At 64.4% G+C, this 13,497-nt stretch carries 10 protein-coding genes; 2 read left to right on the forward strand and 8 right to left on the reverse strand.

All coding sequences use genetic code 11. The annotated features are described in order from the left end of the window. Positions 1-28 precede the first annotated feature (28 nt). The 5 genes from MGMSRV2_RS08710 to trpB all read right to left on the reverse strand — a co-directional run bounded on the left by MGMSRV2_RS08710 (position 29) and on the right by trpB (position 4,622). The gene (locus MGMSRV2_RS08710) at positions 29-226 is read right to left on the reverse strand and encodes a YqaE/Pmp3 family membrane protein (RefSeq protein WP_024079977.1); all 198 of its coding nucleotides are present in this window, start codon (positions 224-226) and stop codon (positions 29-31) included. 13 nt (positions 227-239) lie between these two features. Continuing rightward, on the reverse strand, positions 240-1,544 hold the full coding sequence (locus MGMSRV2_RS08715; RefSeq protein WP_024079978.1) for a bifunctional folylpolyglutamate synthase/dihydrofolate synthase: 1,305 nt from the start codon (positions 1,542-1,544) through the stop codon (positions 240-242). 1 nt (position 1,545) lies between these two features. Continuing rightward, on the reverse strand, positions 1,546-2,466 hold the full coding sequence (gene accD / locus MGMSRV2_RS08720) for an acetyl-CoA carboxylase, carboxyltransferase subunit beta (RefSeq protein WP_024079979.1): 921 nt from the start codon (positions 2,464-2,466) through the stop codon (positions 1,546-1,548). A 123-nt stretch (positions 2,467-2,589) separates the two neighbouring features. Further along, positions 2,590-3,402, reverse strand: coding sequence for a tryptophan synthase subunit alpha (gene trpA / locus MGMSRV2_RS08725; RefSeq protein WP_024079980.1), 813 nt, complete (start codon positions 3,400-3,402; stop codon positions 2,590-2,592). Further along, positions 3,402-4,622 carry a tryptophan synthase subunit beta gene (gene trpB / locus MGMSRV2_RS08730; RefSeq protein WP_024079981.1) on the reverse strand — a complete coding sequence of 407 codons (1,221 nt, stop codon included), beginning with the start codon at positions 4,620-4,622 and terminating at the stop codon, positions 3,402-3,404. The genes trpA and trpB overlap by 1 nt, the downstream gene beginning before the upstream one ends. Before the next feature lie 238 nt (positions 4,623-4,860). Between trpB and MGMSRV2_RS08735 the strand changes: the two genes are divergently transcribed. Further along, positions 4,861-5,235, forward strand: a complete 375-nt coding sequence (locus tag MGMSRV2_RS08735; RefSeq protein WP_024079982.1) for a c-type cytochrome domain-containing protein — start codon at positions 4,861-4,863, stop codon at positions 5,233-5,235. Between the two features lie 83 nt (positions 5,236-5,318). Here the strand turns inward: MGMSRV2_RS08735 and MGMSRV2_RS08740 are convergent, their stop codons facing one another. Next, positions 5,319-8,081: a hybrid sensor histidine kinase/response regulator gene (locus MGMSRV2_RS08740; protein ID WP_024079983.1), complete on the reverse strand. Its 2,763-nt coding sequence runs from the start codon at positions 8,079-8,081 to the stop codon at positions 5,319-5,321. Positions 8,082-8,088: 7 nt separating this feature from the next. After that, positions 8,089-8,880 (reverse strand): substrate-binding domain-containing protein, encoded by a 792-nt coding sequence (locus MGMSRV2_RS08745; protein ID WP_024079984.1) that lies wholly within the window; start codon positions 8,878-8,880, stop codon positions 8,089-8,091. A gap of 101 nt (positions 8,881-8,981) precedes the next feature. Here MGMSRV2_RS08745 and MGMSRV2_RS08750 point away from each other — a divergent pair, with 101 nt between their 5' ends. Then, positions 8,982-11,753: an ATP-dependent DNA helicase gene (locus tag MGMSRV2_RS08750; protein ID WP_024079985.1), complete on the forward strand. Its 2,772-nt coding sequence runs from the start codon at positions 8,982-8,984 to the stop codon at positions 11,751-11,753. A 53-nt stretch (positions 11,754-11,806) separates the two neighbouring features. On the opposite strand, the gene MGMSRV2_RS08755 is transcribed toward MGMSRV2_RS08750, so the two are convergent. Beyond that, a complete protein-coding gene (locus MGMSRV2_RS08755) occupies positions 11,807-13,465 on the reverse strand; it encodes an OFA family MFS transporter (protein ID WP_024079986.1) in 1,659 nt (552 codons plus the stop codon). Positions 13,466-13,497 lie beyond the last annotated feature (32 nt).

Below are 13,497 nucleotides of genomic sequence, written 5' to 3' on the forward strand. Positions count from 1 at the left end.
AATAGTCGAAAGTCGATCCAAGCCGCGATCAGACCCGCGGGCCACCCATGGCCTGACGGATTTTCTCGTCGGTCTTGTATTGCGACAGCGCATAGACCGACCAGATCATCGCCGGAATCCAGCCGATCAAGGTGATCTGCAAGATCAGGCAGATAAGGCCGGCGAACGGACGACCGATGGTGAAAAACTGCAACCACGGCAGCAGAATAGCCAGAAGCAGACGCATGTGATCCCCGCCCTCAGGAATTGTCGGCAAGCACTGTACCAGCTAGGTACAACGACCCGCAAATCAACACCCGGGCTGGGCCGGCATGGCCGCCCACCAAATCGCGCAAAGCCGCCTCGACGCTGGTTACCGCCTTGGCATCCATGCAGAAATGCTTGGTGGCGCACGCCGCCGCCGCTTCCGCTGGCAAGGCCGACGGCTCACCCGGAATGGTCACCGTGCGCAAGGAATGAAAGCGCGTGGCCATGTGGCCCATATAGCCATCGATGTCCTTGTTGGCGAGGATGCCGAACACCCCCATCAACGGCATGTCGCGCCACGACCGGGCGTGGCGGGCGATGGCCTCGGCGGCATGGGGGTTGTGGCCGCCGTCCAGGTAAAGTTCCCAACCGGCGGGCAGCATTTCGACCAACGGGCCTTTGGTCAGGCGTTGCAGCCGTGCCGGCCACTCGACGCTTTTCATACCCAAAGCGAAGGCGGCGGGCGGGATTTCCGCCAGAACCGGCGGCTTTTCCCCTCGGCTCAACCGTTCCAGTGCCGCCAGGGCCAGGCCAGCATTGCGCATCTGGAACGATCCGGTCAGACCCGGGGCCGGCAAGGTCAATTCCAGCGACACGCCCTTGTACAAGGTGCCGCCATCGGGAGTAGCGCGGGCGAAGAAATCGTTGCCTTCCTTCAGCAGCGGCACGCCCATTTCCAGCGAACGGGCTTCCAGCACCTTGGCCACCTTGCGGCCCTGATCAGCGACGATGCAGGCGATGCCGCGTTTCATGATGCCGGCTTTTTCCGCCGCGATGGCCTCGATCCGCCCGCCCAGGAAGCTTTCATGATCCATGGCGATGGGGGTGATCACCGTCAACGCCGGGCGTTCCACCACATTGGTGGCGTCCAGCCGCCCACCCAGGCCGGTTTCCAGAATGACCAGATCGGCGGGGGTACGGGAAAAGGCCAGGAAGGCGGCGGCGGTGGTGATCTCGAAAAAGGTGATGGGATCGCTGGCGTTGACCTGCTCGATTTCCTCCAGCAGCGCCAACAGGCTGGCATCGTCGATGATCTGACCGGCCACCCGGATGCGTTCGGCGAAACGCACCAGATGGGGCGAGGTATAGACATGGGTGCGCAGCCCGGCGGCCTCGGCGAAGGCGCGCAAAAAGGCCACGGTCGAGCCTTTGCCGTTGGTGCCGGCCACATGGATGACCGGCGGCAAACGGGTCTGCGGGTGGCCCAGCTTGTCCAGAAGCGTCAGCACCCGGTCCAAGGACAGATCGATGACCTTGGGGTGCAGGCGGGTCAGACGCTCGAGGACAGCGTCGATCATGTCACAGCCGGGCGGCGGATTCGGGGTCGTAATCGGGAATGTCCACCGGCAGCATGACCAGGTCGCCGGCGGGCGCCCGGTTGCGCAGCATGGAAATGATGCGGCCCAGGGTGTCGCGCAGATCCTTGCGGTGCACGACCATGTCGATCATGCCCTTATCCAGCAGGTATTCGGCCCGCTGGAAGCCCTCGGGCAGCTTTTCGCGGATGGTGCTTTCGATGACGCGGGCCCCGGCGAAGCCGATGATGCAACCCGGCTCGGCAATGGCGATGTCGCCCAGCATGGCGAAGCTGGCCGAGACGCCGCCGGTGGTGGGATCGGTCAGCAGCACGATATAGGGCAGCCGCTTTTCCTTGACCTTGTCGACGGCGACGGTGGTGCGCGCCATCTGCATCAAGGACAGGATGCCCTCTTGCATGCGCGCCCCGCCCGAGGCCGGGATGACGATCAGGGGCGCATCCTGCAACACCGCCAATTCGGCGGCAGCGACGATGCCTTCACCGACGGCGATGCCCATGGAGCCGCCCTGGAAGTCGAAATTGAAGGCGGCGATGACCACGTTTTGGCCACTGCACCGGCCATGGGCGACGATGATGGCATCGTGTTCGCCGGTCTTGGCCCGGGTGTCCTTGAGCCGGTCGGTGTAGCGCTTCTGATCCTTGAACTTAAGCGGATCGTCAGGGACTTTCGGCAATTCGATGCGGGTGTACTTGCCGTCGTCGAACAGCATTTCCAGCCGCTTCTTGACGGCAAGGCGCATGTGATGACCGCAATGCTGACAGACGTTCAGCGCCTTTTCCAGATCGCGATGGAAGATCATGTGACCGCAGCTGGGGCATTTGTGCCACAGGTTATCCGGCACTTCCTTCGGCCGCACCAGGGCCTGGAGCTTGGGACGGACGTAATTGGTCAACCAGTTCATGACAGCATTCCTTAGCGCCAGATGGCGGTTTCATCGAGAAGACACGGATGGAACTTACAGCCAGTTCCGCCAGCAATCCATCATCCGTGTTTATCCGTGTCCATCCGTGTCAAAAAACAATCCCTAGCCGCGCGCCCCGCGTACACCGGCGGCCAATTCACGCACCAGGGCCAAGGCGGCCTGAGCCGGGTTTTCACCGCGTTCCTTGGCCTCGAAGGCGGCGGCGACGATGGCCGAGCCGACCACGGCACCGTCGGCCAGCCGCGCAACCTCGGCCGCCTGTTGGGGGCTCTTGATACCGAAACCGACGCAAACCGGCAACGCCGTATGACGCTTGATCCGCGTCACCGCGTCGCCGATGGCCGAAGCGCTGGCCGAGGCGGTGCCGGTGATGCCGGCGATGGAGACGTAATAGACGAACCCCGACGCATTGCCGACGATGACCGGCAGGCGGGCGTCATCGCTGGTCGGCGTGGTCAGGAAAATGAAGTCGATGCCGTTGGCCCGGCAATGGGGCAGCAATTCATCGGCCTCTTCCGGCGGCAGATCGACCAGGATCAGGCCGTCGATGCCGGCCTTGGCGGCATCGGCACAAAACTTTTCCGGCCCCCAGGAATAGACCGGGTTGTAATAGCCCATCAGGATGATCGGGGTTTCATCGTCGGTCCGACGAAATTCCGCCACCATCTCCAGGCAGCCCTTCAGCGTGCCGCCCGAGGCCAAGGCCCGCTGGGCGGCGTACTGGATGGCCGGTCCATCGGCCATGGGATCGGTGAACGGCATGCCGAATTCGATGATGTCGGCGCCCGCCGCCGGCAGGCCGTTCAACAATTCCTGGCTGGCCGCCCGGTCCGGGTCGAAGGCCATGGAATAAGTCACCAGCGCCGCCCGGTTCTCGGCGGCCAGCTTGGCGAAACGCGCAGCCAGACGGCTCATCACAGCGATCCCCCGAAATCGTCGCCAAGCGCGCGGGCGACGGTGTTGACATCCTTGTCGCCCCGGCCCGACAGGTTCAGCACCATCAGGTGATCCTTGGGCAGGCTGCCTGCGATCTTGGCGGCATGGGCCATGGCATGGCTGGATTCCAGGGCCGGGATGATGCCTTCCAAACGGGTGCATTGCTGGAACGCGGCCAGGGCCTCGTCATCGGTGACCCACACATATTCCACCCGACCGCTGTCGTGCAGCCACGAATGTTCCGGCCCGATGCCGGGATAATCCAGGCCGGCGGAGATGGAATGGGCCTCTTGAATCTGGCCGTCGGCATCCTGCAACAGATAGGTGCGATTGCCGTGCAGCACGCCGGGGCGACCGCCGGTGAGCGACGCCGCGTGCAGCTTGTCCAGGCCGTGGCCGCCGGCCTCGACGCCGATGATGCGCACGCTGGGCTCGTCCAGGAACGGATGGAACAGGCCCATGGCGTTGGAACCGCCGCCGATACAGGCGACCAGGGAATCGGGCAACCGGCCCTCGGCTTCCAGAATCTGGGCCCGCACTTCCTCGCCGATCACCGACTGAAAATCGCGGACCATGGCCGGAAACGGATGCGGGCCGGCGACCGTGCCGATCAGATAATAGGTATCGGCGACATTGGTGACCCAGTCGCGCAGCGCATCGTTCATGGCGTCCTTCAAGGTCGCCGCGCCCGAGGTAACCGGGCGCACTTCGGCGCCCAGAAGCTTCATGCGGTAGACATTGGGGGCTTGGCGCTCGATGTCGGTGGCGCCCATGTAGATGACGCATTTCAACCCGAACAGCGCGCACACCGTGGCGGTGGCAACGCCGTGCTGACCGGCGCCGGTCTCGGCGATGATGCGTTTCTTGCCCATGCGTTGGGCCAGCAGAATCTGGCCGATGCAATTGTTGATCTTGTGGGCGCCGGTATGGTTCAGATCTTCCCGCTTCAGGAAAATCTTGGCGCCGCCCCAGGTCTCGGTCAGGCGCGGGGCGAAGTAAAGCGGATTGGGCCGCCCCACATATTGCTTGAGCCACGAGCGGAACTCAGCCTGAAAGGCTGGGTCGTCCTTGGCCTGATTATAGGCCTGTTCCACCGACAGGATCAGCGGCATCAGGGTCTCGGCCACATAGCGGCCACCGAAAATACCGAAATGTCCGCGCTCGTCCGGGCCGGCGCGATAGGTGTTCAAGCTGGTCATCCCAATCCATCCAACCAAGGCAGGGCGGCTAATAAAGCATGAAGTGTCCTCGGGGGGGAGGATTTTCTAGCCCCGCTCCCATGCCCGTCCAGCATTGCCGCATTGCCGCGACCGGGGACTTGAACTTGGGAATTTAAGCCCCCATGGTTGCTTTGCCCCGCGACGAGGTCAACAATCTGGGCTATACTCACGGCAAGGGATCGTAATTCACTGAATGAAGTACAGGGGAGTTTCCACGATGAAAATCAATGTGTTCGCCGCCGCTATCCTGGCGCTGGGCTTGGCCTCGCCCGCTTTCGCCAAGGAAGAGCCGGTCAGCTTTGCCGAAGACATCCAACCGATCCTGCAAATCCGTTGCGGTACCTGCCATCAGGCCGGCGGCGCCGGTCTGGAACAAAGCGGCCTCGACCTGACCACCTATGAAGGCCTGATGAAGGGCACCAAGCACGGCGCGATGATCGTCGCCGGCGACCCGGTCACCAGCAACCTGATGGTGCTGATCGACGGCAAGGCCGACAAGTCGCTGCAGATGCCCCACGGCAAGAAGAAGCTGAGCTCGTGCGACCGCGACCTGATCCGCAAGTGGATCAAGCAAGGCGCCAAGAAGAACTGACGCCCCGCGCCCGTCGCCAGCCGACGGGCTTTGGCAAGGATAAGCCCCGCAGCCGGCAGACCGCCGGCTGCGGGGTTTTTCGTTCAGCCCTTGATGGCGTTCAGACTGGCGGCCAGGACGTCGTGCAGATCGGCGGCCAACGGGGCGTAACCGCCGGCTCCGGCCTTGGCTTCACGTTCCAGCGTCGCGGCGCTGGCCGATAGGCGGGCAAACCCCATATTGGCCGCCGCCCCCTTCAGGGAATGGGCGGTACTGGCGATGGCGGCATCGCCATCACCGGCCAGGGCGGTATCGATGGCCGCCATGTAATCGGGCAGCTTGGCGACGAAGGAGGCCCGTAATTCGTCATAGCTTTCATCGCCCAAGGCGTCGCGCAGATCATCCACCGCCTCGAGGTCGATCAAGGGCGGCAGGTCGACGGGTTCGGATGGGCGGGCGCGCAAGGCACGGCTTTCCAGCAGACACGCGCTCCAACGATGAAGAATGGCCGACAAACGGCGGCGATCGATGGGTTTGGCGAGGAAATCATCCATGCCGGCAGCCAGACAGGCCTGACGGTCCGCCTCCATGGCGTTGGCGGTCATGGCGATGATGGCGATTCTGTTCTTGGGCTCGGCCAATTGGCGGATCAGCCGGGTGGCGGCCAAGCCATCCACCCGAGGCATCTGCATGTCCATCAGCACCAGATCATAATCACCGGCGCGGACCAGTTCCACCGCCTCGGCGCCGTCATCAGCGACGTCGGCGCGATGCCCCAGCTTGTTCAGCAGACCCACCGCCACCTGCTGGTTGATGGCGTTGTCCTCGGCCACCAGAATACGCAGCGGCATGGCTGGCGGCGTTTCATCGTCAACCAACCCCGCGCCCAAAACATGGGGCGAAGTGTCATCGCCCTTCCCCAGCAAGGCCAGTAGCGCGTGCAGCAACGCGCTTTGCCGCACCGGCTTCAGCAATACCGAACCGATGCCCACCGCCTGGGCCTGCTGCATCACCTCAGGGCCACCCACCGACGTGGCCATCAGGATGGGCAGATGGGCCAATGCGGTGTCACCACGAAGGATGGCAGCCAGATCGACGCCCGACAGACCGGGCATCAGATGATCAAGCACCATCACATGGAAGCGGGTACCGGCACGCAAGGCTTCCAGAGCTTCCATACCATTGAAGGCGGTGGAGACCTGGGCACCCCAGGACTGGAGCTGGCGCTGAAAAATCTCGCGGTTGATGGAATTGTCGTCCACCACCAGGATGTGGACTTCGGCCAAAGGCATGGACGGGGCCGGATCGGCGGGGATTTCGTCGGTGCGCGGCAACGGTACCTGGAACCAGAAGGTGCTGCCCTTACCTTCGTTGCTGTCGAAGCCGATGTCGCCGCCCATCATGGTGACGATGCGCTTGCAGATGGCCAGCCCCAGTCCACTGCCGCCGAAGCGCCGTGCGGTCGAGGCCTCGGCCTGGGTGAAGGTACCGAACAGCTTGCCCTTGGCCGCCTCGGGGATGCCGATGCCGGTATCGGTAATGGTAAAGCGCAACAGCGCTCGAGCGGGATCGCCGTCATCCACCATCACTTCCAGCACCACGCCGCCTTGGTTGGTGAACTTGACGGCATTGCCGGCCAGATTGAGCAGCACCTGCCGCAACCGCCCGGCATCGCCGCGAAAGACGCCATGGGCGGCGGGCGGGATGAAACAGGACAAATCCAGATTCTTGTCACGCAGACGCGGCCCCAAGATATCGACCACGCCTTCGATCAGCGGTACCAGCTCGAACGAGGTTTCCTCGAATTCCAGCTTGCCGGCCTCCATCTTGGAGAAATCAAGGATATCGTTGATGATGGTCAGCAACGATTCCGCCGACACCCGCACGGTATTGGCGAAATGGGCTTGGTCGCGCTCAAGTCGGGTGTCCAGCAGCAGGCTGGTCATGCCGATGATGCCGTTCATGGGGGTGCGGATTTCGTGGCTCATGGTCGCCAGGAATTCCGACTTGGCCTGGTTGGCGGCATCGGCCCCGGTCTTGGCCTGGCGTAAATCCTCGACCATGGCCTGCAGCAGGGCCGAGCCGGCCAATATCTGCTTGGCGACCAGGACGGCGAAGGTCAGCACCGACAGCACGGTGACCACCGCCAGGGCAATCTGAATGGCCTGATAGCGGCTTTTGCGCTCGTCGATCTCGCTTTCCAACGCCTGCATGCGCTGGGTGGCGTGATAAAACAGCCGCCCGGCGTTTTCCCGCATACGCTCCATCAGCGACGAGAACTTGCGCAAACTCATCTGCACATCCGCCGTCACCAGCTTGCCCGGTTCGACGGCGTTGATGTCGTACAGACGGTTGCGCTCCACCAGCAAGGCATTGAGCTGATTGATCTTGAGATCGATCTCGAACAGCTTGGGCCGAAGCTCGATGATTTCCAGCAAAAATTCCTGGCGATCCGCCGGCGGATGATAGGCGATGGACCGCACCATCTCTTCGCGGTCTTCCAGGTTCAGGCGGATGACCTCATCCACCGTACCGCCGTCTTCCAACACGTCCAGGCGTCGCCCCAAGGCCAGCACGTGCCGCTTGGCCTCGTCGCGCACCAGTTCCAGCCCGCGCGGATTGCGGGTGGCGGCCATCTGATAGAGCGTCGATTCGATCCGCCCGATATCCTGGATGATCAACTCGCCGATGGCGAGGCGAGCCTTTTCATTGTCGGTGGACCGATCCAGTTCCTCGATCAGATGGGAAAACAACAGGTCAAGCCCGACCAGCAGGAGAAAGCCTGCCAGAAACGAGGTCAGCAACAGCCCCATGCGGGCCAGCGGATGAATACCGGCAAGGGATTTAAGGCGGATTTCAGCGCTCATCGGCGCATCAGTAATCGCCGCGCATGGCGGCATCAAGGAAACCATGCTTGCGGAAAATCGCCTGCCCTTCGCTCGATGCGGCCAGATCGGCGAACGTGCGGGCCGCTTGGGCCTGCTTCGAGAAGGTCAGCAGGTTGAGTTCAAGCTTGGCCGGCTGCGACACCGACGGGTCGAGATCGATGATATCGACGATGTCGCGGTTTTCCGGGAAAAAGCCGGTGGCCCGCCAGTTCAGGGTCAGATCGGCCTGCTGCGCCTTCATGGCTTGGACCAGTGAACGGGAATCGGTAGCCAGGAAAACCGAGCGCGCCAGAACCGGCGCCGTCAACCCGGCACGATCCAGGATTTTCTTGGTTTCGGCGCCGATGCTGCCGGTTTCCGGGTTGCACACCACCATGGACAGATCGGGCCGCAGCAATTCCTTGATATCGGCCCCCACCTTCTTGGGATTGCCCTTGGCCACGAACAAGGCGGCGACGTTGTAACCCACCGGCACCGCGTCGCCCAACAGCCCTTCGGCCAGATGCTGCTGGCGATAGCTGGACGAACCGGGGAAATAGATGTCGCCGACCTTGGACAGTTTCAGCGCCTCGTACAAATCCTCGGACCCGCCCTGGCTGACGGTCACCTTGACGCCGTGGCGGCTTTCCATCAGGACAGCGATGTCCTTGATCGGCTTGACCATGGTGATGCCGCAATAGATCAGCAGTTCGCTCTTGGCTTGGGCGGCAGCCAGCGACGGCAACAGCGGCGTGACGGCCAGACCGGCAAGCAAGGCGCGGCGGGACAGCATAGTCATGAACGAAACCCCTTGGAGCGGCGGAACGGGTGGCGGGCATTCAACCACCGCGCCACGGAAAAGTCCATGCGGACGCGCTTTGTTCCGCCTATAGTAGGGCCATGTCCGCCCCGCCCGCTCCTCCCCGTCTGCTGCTGCCCCATGCCCCCGCTTTGACCGTGTCGTTGCGGGGCGCGGTGCTGTTGGACACCGATGGCGAGTTCCACCACCTGCCGCTGGCCGCCGCTAGCCGCCGCGCCCGTGACGAATGTCCCATGCTGTGCCACGCCACGGCGGTGGCGGCGCGGCTGGGGATCGAGCCCTTTGCCTGCCTGGACCTGCTGGAATTGTTCGCCTTCGTCCGTCCGGCCCGGTTCTGCCTGCCGACCGTCAAGGGCCTGGCCGAGTCGCTGGGCCTGGCCCGTCCCGCCGATGCCGAGGACGAGGCGGAATTGCTGATCCGCGCCGCCCGTACCTTGTTGCAGGAAGTGGGCGAGCGCACACTTGCCGACACCGCCGCCCGCGCCTCCGACACCCGTTCCGCCGCCTGGGCCATGGCGCGGGCCGGCTGGGGCTGGGGCACCTCGGTGCTGGCCGCCCTGGGGGTGACCGGCGATGCCGGGCGCGGCTCGGGCCTGCGGGTATGGGAACGCCTGCCGGAATGGTCGGAACACGCGCCCGAGCCGCCCTCGGGCTCCATCGCCGTTGATCCGATCGAAGCGCGCCAACGCCTGGACCGTCTGCTCGGCAGTGATTCGGAACAACGCCCGGCCCAGGCCGATTACGCGTCCGCCGCGGCGGCGGCCTTTCAGCCGCGTGAACAGGCGGGCGAGCCCCGGCTGGTGCTGGCCGAGGCCGGCACCGGCACCGGCAAGACCCTGGGCTATATCGCCCCCGCCTCGGTATGGGCGGAAAAGAACGGGGCGCCGGTATGGATTTCCACCTATACCCGCAATCTGCAACGCCAACTCGATAACGAGTTGGACCGCCTGTACCCCGATCCCGGCACCAAGGCGCGCAAGGTGGTGGTGCGCAAGGGCCGTGAAAACTATCTATGCCTGCTGAACCTGGAAGAACAGGTGATGCGCAACCGCCCACAAGAGGCGGTGGCCTCCGGCCTGATGGCGCGCTGGGCCTTGGCGACGCGCGACGGCGACATGGTCGGCGGCGACTTCCCCGCCTGGCTCGGCGATATCCTGGGCCGCGCCCGCACCCTGGGCCTTGCCGACCGCCGGGGCGAGTGCATTTTCTCCGCCTGTCCGCATTATTCCAGGTGCTACATCGAACGCGCCGTGCGCAAGGCCCGGCGCGCCGATATCGTCATCGCCAATCATGCGCTGGTGATGATCCAGGCGGCCATGGGCGGGCTGGATGACGGCGCCACCCCCACCCGCTATGTGTTCGACGAGGGCCATCACGTTTTCGACGCCGCTGACGGCGCCTTTTCCGCCCATCTGTCGGGGCTGGAAGGCATCGAGGTGCGGCGCTGGCTGTTGGGCGCCGAGGAAGGCAGCGGCAAATCCCGCGCCCGCGGCCTGAAGCGCCGGGCCGAGGATCTGCTGGGTCTGGCCGCCGAGGCCCCCAATGCCTTGGATGCCGCCCTGGCCGCCGCCCACGCCCTGCCGGCCACCGGCTGGCAGAACCGCTTGCAGGACGGCGCCCCGGTCAATGCGGCGGAACGCTTCCTCGCTTTGGTGCGCCAGCAGGTCTATGCCCGCACCCAGGGCGCCGATTCGCCCTATAGCCTGGAAACCGAATGCCGCCCGCCCATCGACGGCCTGCTGGAGGCAGCCGCCGAACTGGCCCATGCCTTGGGCAAGCTGGGGGCGCCGTTGCAAATCCTGGCCCGGGTGCTGGGGCAGTGCCTGGACGATGATGCCGCCGAGTTGGACACTAATATCCGCTCGCGCATCGAGGGCCTGACCCGCTCCATCGAACGCCGCGCGCTGTTGCCCATCGCCGGCTGGAAAGCCATGCTGGAGGAATTGATCGAAGGGCGCAGCCCCACCGCGGACGGCGTCGACAGATATGTCGACTGGTTCAGCGTCGAACGCATCGACGGTCGTGATTTCGACGTCGGCATGCACCGTCACTGGATCGACCCCACCCTGCCCTTCGCCAAGACCGTGGCCGAGCCGGCGCATGGGCTGCTAATCACCTCGGCCACCTTGCGTGACGGCGAATCCGACATGGGCTGGCTGGCCGCCGAACGGCGCAGCGGCGCCATCCACCTGCCCAGCCCGCCGGTGCGCGCCGCCATGGCCTCGCCCTTCGATTACCCCAATCAGACCCGGGTGCTGGTGGTGTCGGATGTGCGCAAGGACGATCTCAACCAGGTGGCGGCGGCCTATCGTGAATTGTTCCTGGCCGCCGGTGGCGGCGGCTTGGGGCTGTTCACCGCCATTTCACGGCTGAAGGCGGTGCATAAGCGCATCGCCGAACCGCTGGACGAAGCCGGCCTGCCGCTTTACGCCCAGCACATCGACGCTCTGGACACCGCCACCTTGGTCGACATCTTCCGCGCCGAGGAAGAATCGTGCCTGCTGGGCACCGATGCGGTGCGCGACGGCGTCGATGTGCCGGGACGGTCGCTTCGCCTGATCGTCTTCGACCGGGTGCCGTGGCCGCGCCCGGACATCTTGCACAAGCACCGCCGCAACGCCTTCGGCGGCAAGGCCTATGACGACATGATCGCCCGGCTGCGGCTGAAACAGGCCTTTGGCCGTCTGGTGCGCCGCGCCGGCGACCACGGCGTTTTCGTGCTGCTCGACCCGATGATGCCGTCACGCCTGCATGGCGCCTTTCCCCCCGGCGTTGCCATCCGCAAGGTCGGTCTGGCCGAAGCGGTGGCGGAAACCCGGGCTTTTCTCGGGCTCGGCCTCCAACCGGAATGAAAAGGGCCGCCCGAAGATCGGGCGGCCCAGTCGCAGCAGCGGGTCAACCGCGATCACCGAAACAGCAGCAGGGTCTTTTGCAGGGTGATCCAGATGCCCCAGCCCAGCGGAATCCACACCGCCGCCCAGGCCAGGGTGACTTTCCAGGAATGCCGGGCCTCGTCCGCCAGCGCTTCCACGTCGGCGACGAAATGCTGGTGGGTATCGTCGGCGATCTTCTTTTCCTCGGCCAGTTCGGAATCGGACATGTGGTGTTCTTCCGCCACCGAGGTGACCAGCCAGTTGCAGACGAAACCCAAGGCCAACAGACCGGCCAGGATGTACATGGTCATGGAATAGGCGTCGGCACGGGCAACGCCCTGCTCGAGCTGATATTCGCGGATGTAATTGACCAGCACCGGCCCCAGCACGCCCGCCGTCGACCACGCGGTCAGCAGCCGACCATGGATGGCACCGACCATCTTGGTGCCGAACATGTCGGCCAGATAGGCCGGAACGGTGGCGAAGCCGCCGCCATACATGGACAGAATGACGCAGAAGATGGCGACGAACAGCACCAGCGCACCGGTCGAGGCCGTCCACGGCACCAGGGCGTACAGCAGCAGCCCCAGGGCGAAGAAGACGAAATAGGTGTTCTTACGCCCCAGCTTGTCCGACAGCGAGGCCCAGAAGAAACGGCCACCGATGTTGAACAGCGACAGCAGACCGGTGAAGCCGGCGGCGACGGCGGCGATCTGGCCCTTTTGCGCGGCGGTCAATTCATTGAAGGTGGCGTCGATGCCGATCAGCTTGCCGGCGAACACTTCCTGCAACAACGGCGAGGCCATGCCCAGGATGCCGATACCGGCGGTGACGTTCAGGCACAGCACCCCCCATACCAGCCAGAATTGCTTGGTCCGCCACGCCACATCCAGATGCACATGCTTGCTGGTGATCAGCGAATTGCCCTGCTTGGACGGGTCGGGCGCGGTCCAGCCGGCGGGCTTCCAGTTTTCCGAGGGCACGCGATAGCCCAAGGCGCCGGCCATCATGAAGACGAAATAGATCACCGCCAGACAGACGAAGGTTTCCCAAACGCCGACCGAGGCGGGGGTGGCGAAGAACTTCATCAGCTTGTCGGCCAGGGGGGCGCCGATCATGGCACCGCCGCCGAAGCCCATGATGGCCATGCCGGTGGCCATGCCACGACGGTCGGGGAACCACTTGATCAGGGTCGACACCGGCGAGATATAGCCCAAGCCCAGACCGATGCCGCCGATAACGCCCGAACCCAGCCACATCAGCCAGATCTGGTGGGTATAGACGCCCAGGGCGGAAACCAGCAGGCCGCCGCACCAGCAGCAGGCGGAGACGACGCCGGCCTTGCGCGGACCGGCCTTTTCCAGCCAGCCGCCCCAGATGGCCGCCGATGACCCCAGGAAGACGAAGAACAGGGTGTACATCCACCCCAGCATGGAAATCTTCCAGTCGCAATGGGTGGCGAAGATTTCCTGGAAGAAGGTCAGTTCCTTCGAACAGGCCACGGTTTCGGTGATGCCGATCGCGCGCGACAGCGGCAACCAGAACACGGAAAAGCCATAGGCCATGCCGATGCATAGATGGATGGCCAGCGCCGCCGGCGGAACCAGCCAGCGATTAAAACCGGGCCGGGCGATGATGCGCTCGCGCGACAGCAGACCTCCCGGCGACAGGGCAATGGACGCAGTACTCATGCCTATAACCTCCCCTAAGGGCCGCTCATGCC

Origin of the sequence: Magnetospirillum gryphiswaldense MSR-1 v2, assembly GCF_000513295.1 — a bacterium.
Lineage (GTDB): Bacteria > Pseudomonadota > Alphaproteobacteria > Rhodospirillales > Magnetospirillaceae > Magnetospirillum > Magnetospirillum gryphiswaldense.

Coding starts and splice junctions, on each gene's coding strand:
- trpA (WP_024079980.1), bottom strand. CDS start 3,402: ATGAGCCGTCTGGCTGCGCGTTTCGCCAAGCTGGCCGCCGAGAACCGG.
- trpB (WP_024079981.1), bottom strand. CDS start 4,622: ATGACCAGCTTGAACACCTATCGCGCCGGCCCGGACGAGCGCGGACAT.
- MGMSRV2_RS08755 (WP_024079986.1), bottom strand. CDS start 13,465: ATGAGTACTGCGTCCATTGCCCTGTCGCCGGGAGGTCTGCTGTCGCGC.
- MGMSRV2_RS08745 (WP_024079984.1), bottom strand. CDS start 8,880: ATGACTATGCTGTCCCGCCGCGCCTTGCTTGCCGGTCTGGCCGTCACG.
- MGMSRV2_RS08750 (WP_024079985.1), top strand. CDS start 8,982: ATGTCCGCCCCGCCCGCTCCTCCCCGTCTGCTGCTGCCCCATGCCCCC.
- accD (WP_024079979.1), bottom strand. CDS start 2,466: ATGAACTGGTTGACCAATTACGTCCGTCCCAAGCTCCAGGCCCTGGTG.
- MGMSRV2_RS08710 (WP_024079977.1), bottom strand. CDS start 226: ATGCGTCTGCTTCTGGCTATTCTGCTGCCGTGGTTGCAGTTTTTCACC.
- MGMSRV2_RS08735 (WP_024079982.1), top strand. CDS start 4,861: ATGAAAATCAATGTGTTCGCCGCCGCTATCCTGGCGCTGGGCTTGGCC.
- MGMSRV2_RS08740 (WP_024079983.1), bottom strand. CDS start 8,081: ATGAGCGCTGAAATCCGCCTTAAATCCCTTGCCGGTATTCATCCGCTG.
- MGMSRV2_RS08715 (WP_024079978.1), bottom strand. CDS start 1,544: ATGATCGACGCTGTCCTCGAGCGTCTGACCCGCCTGCACCCCAAGGTC.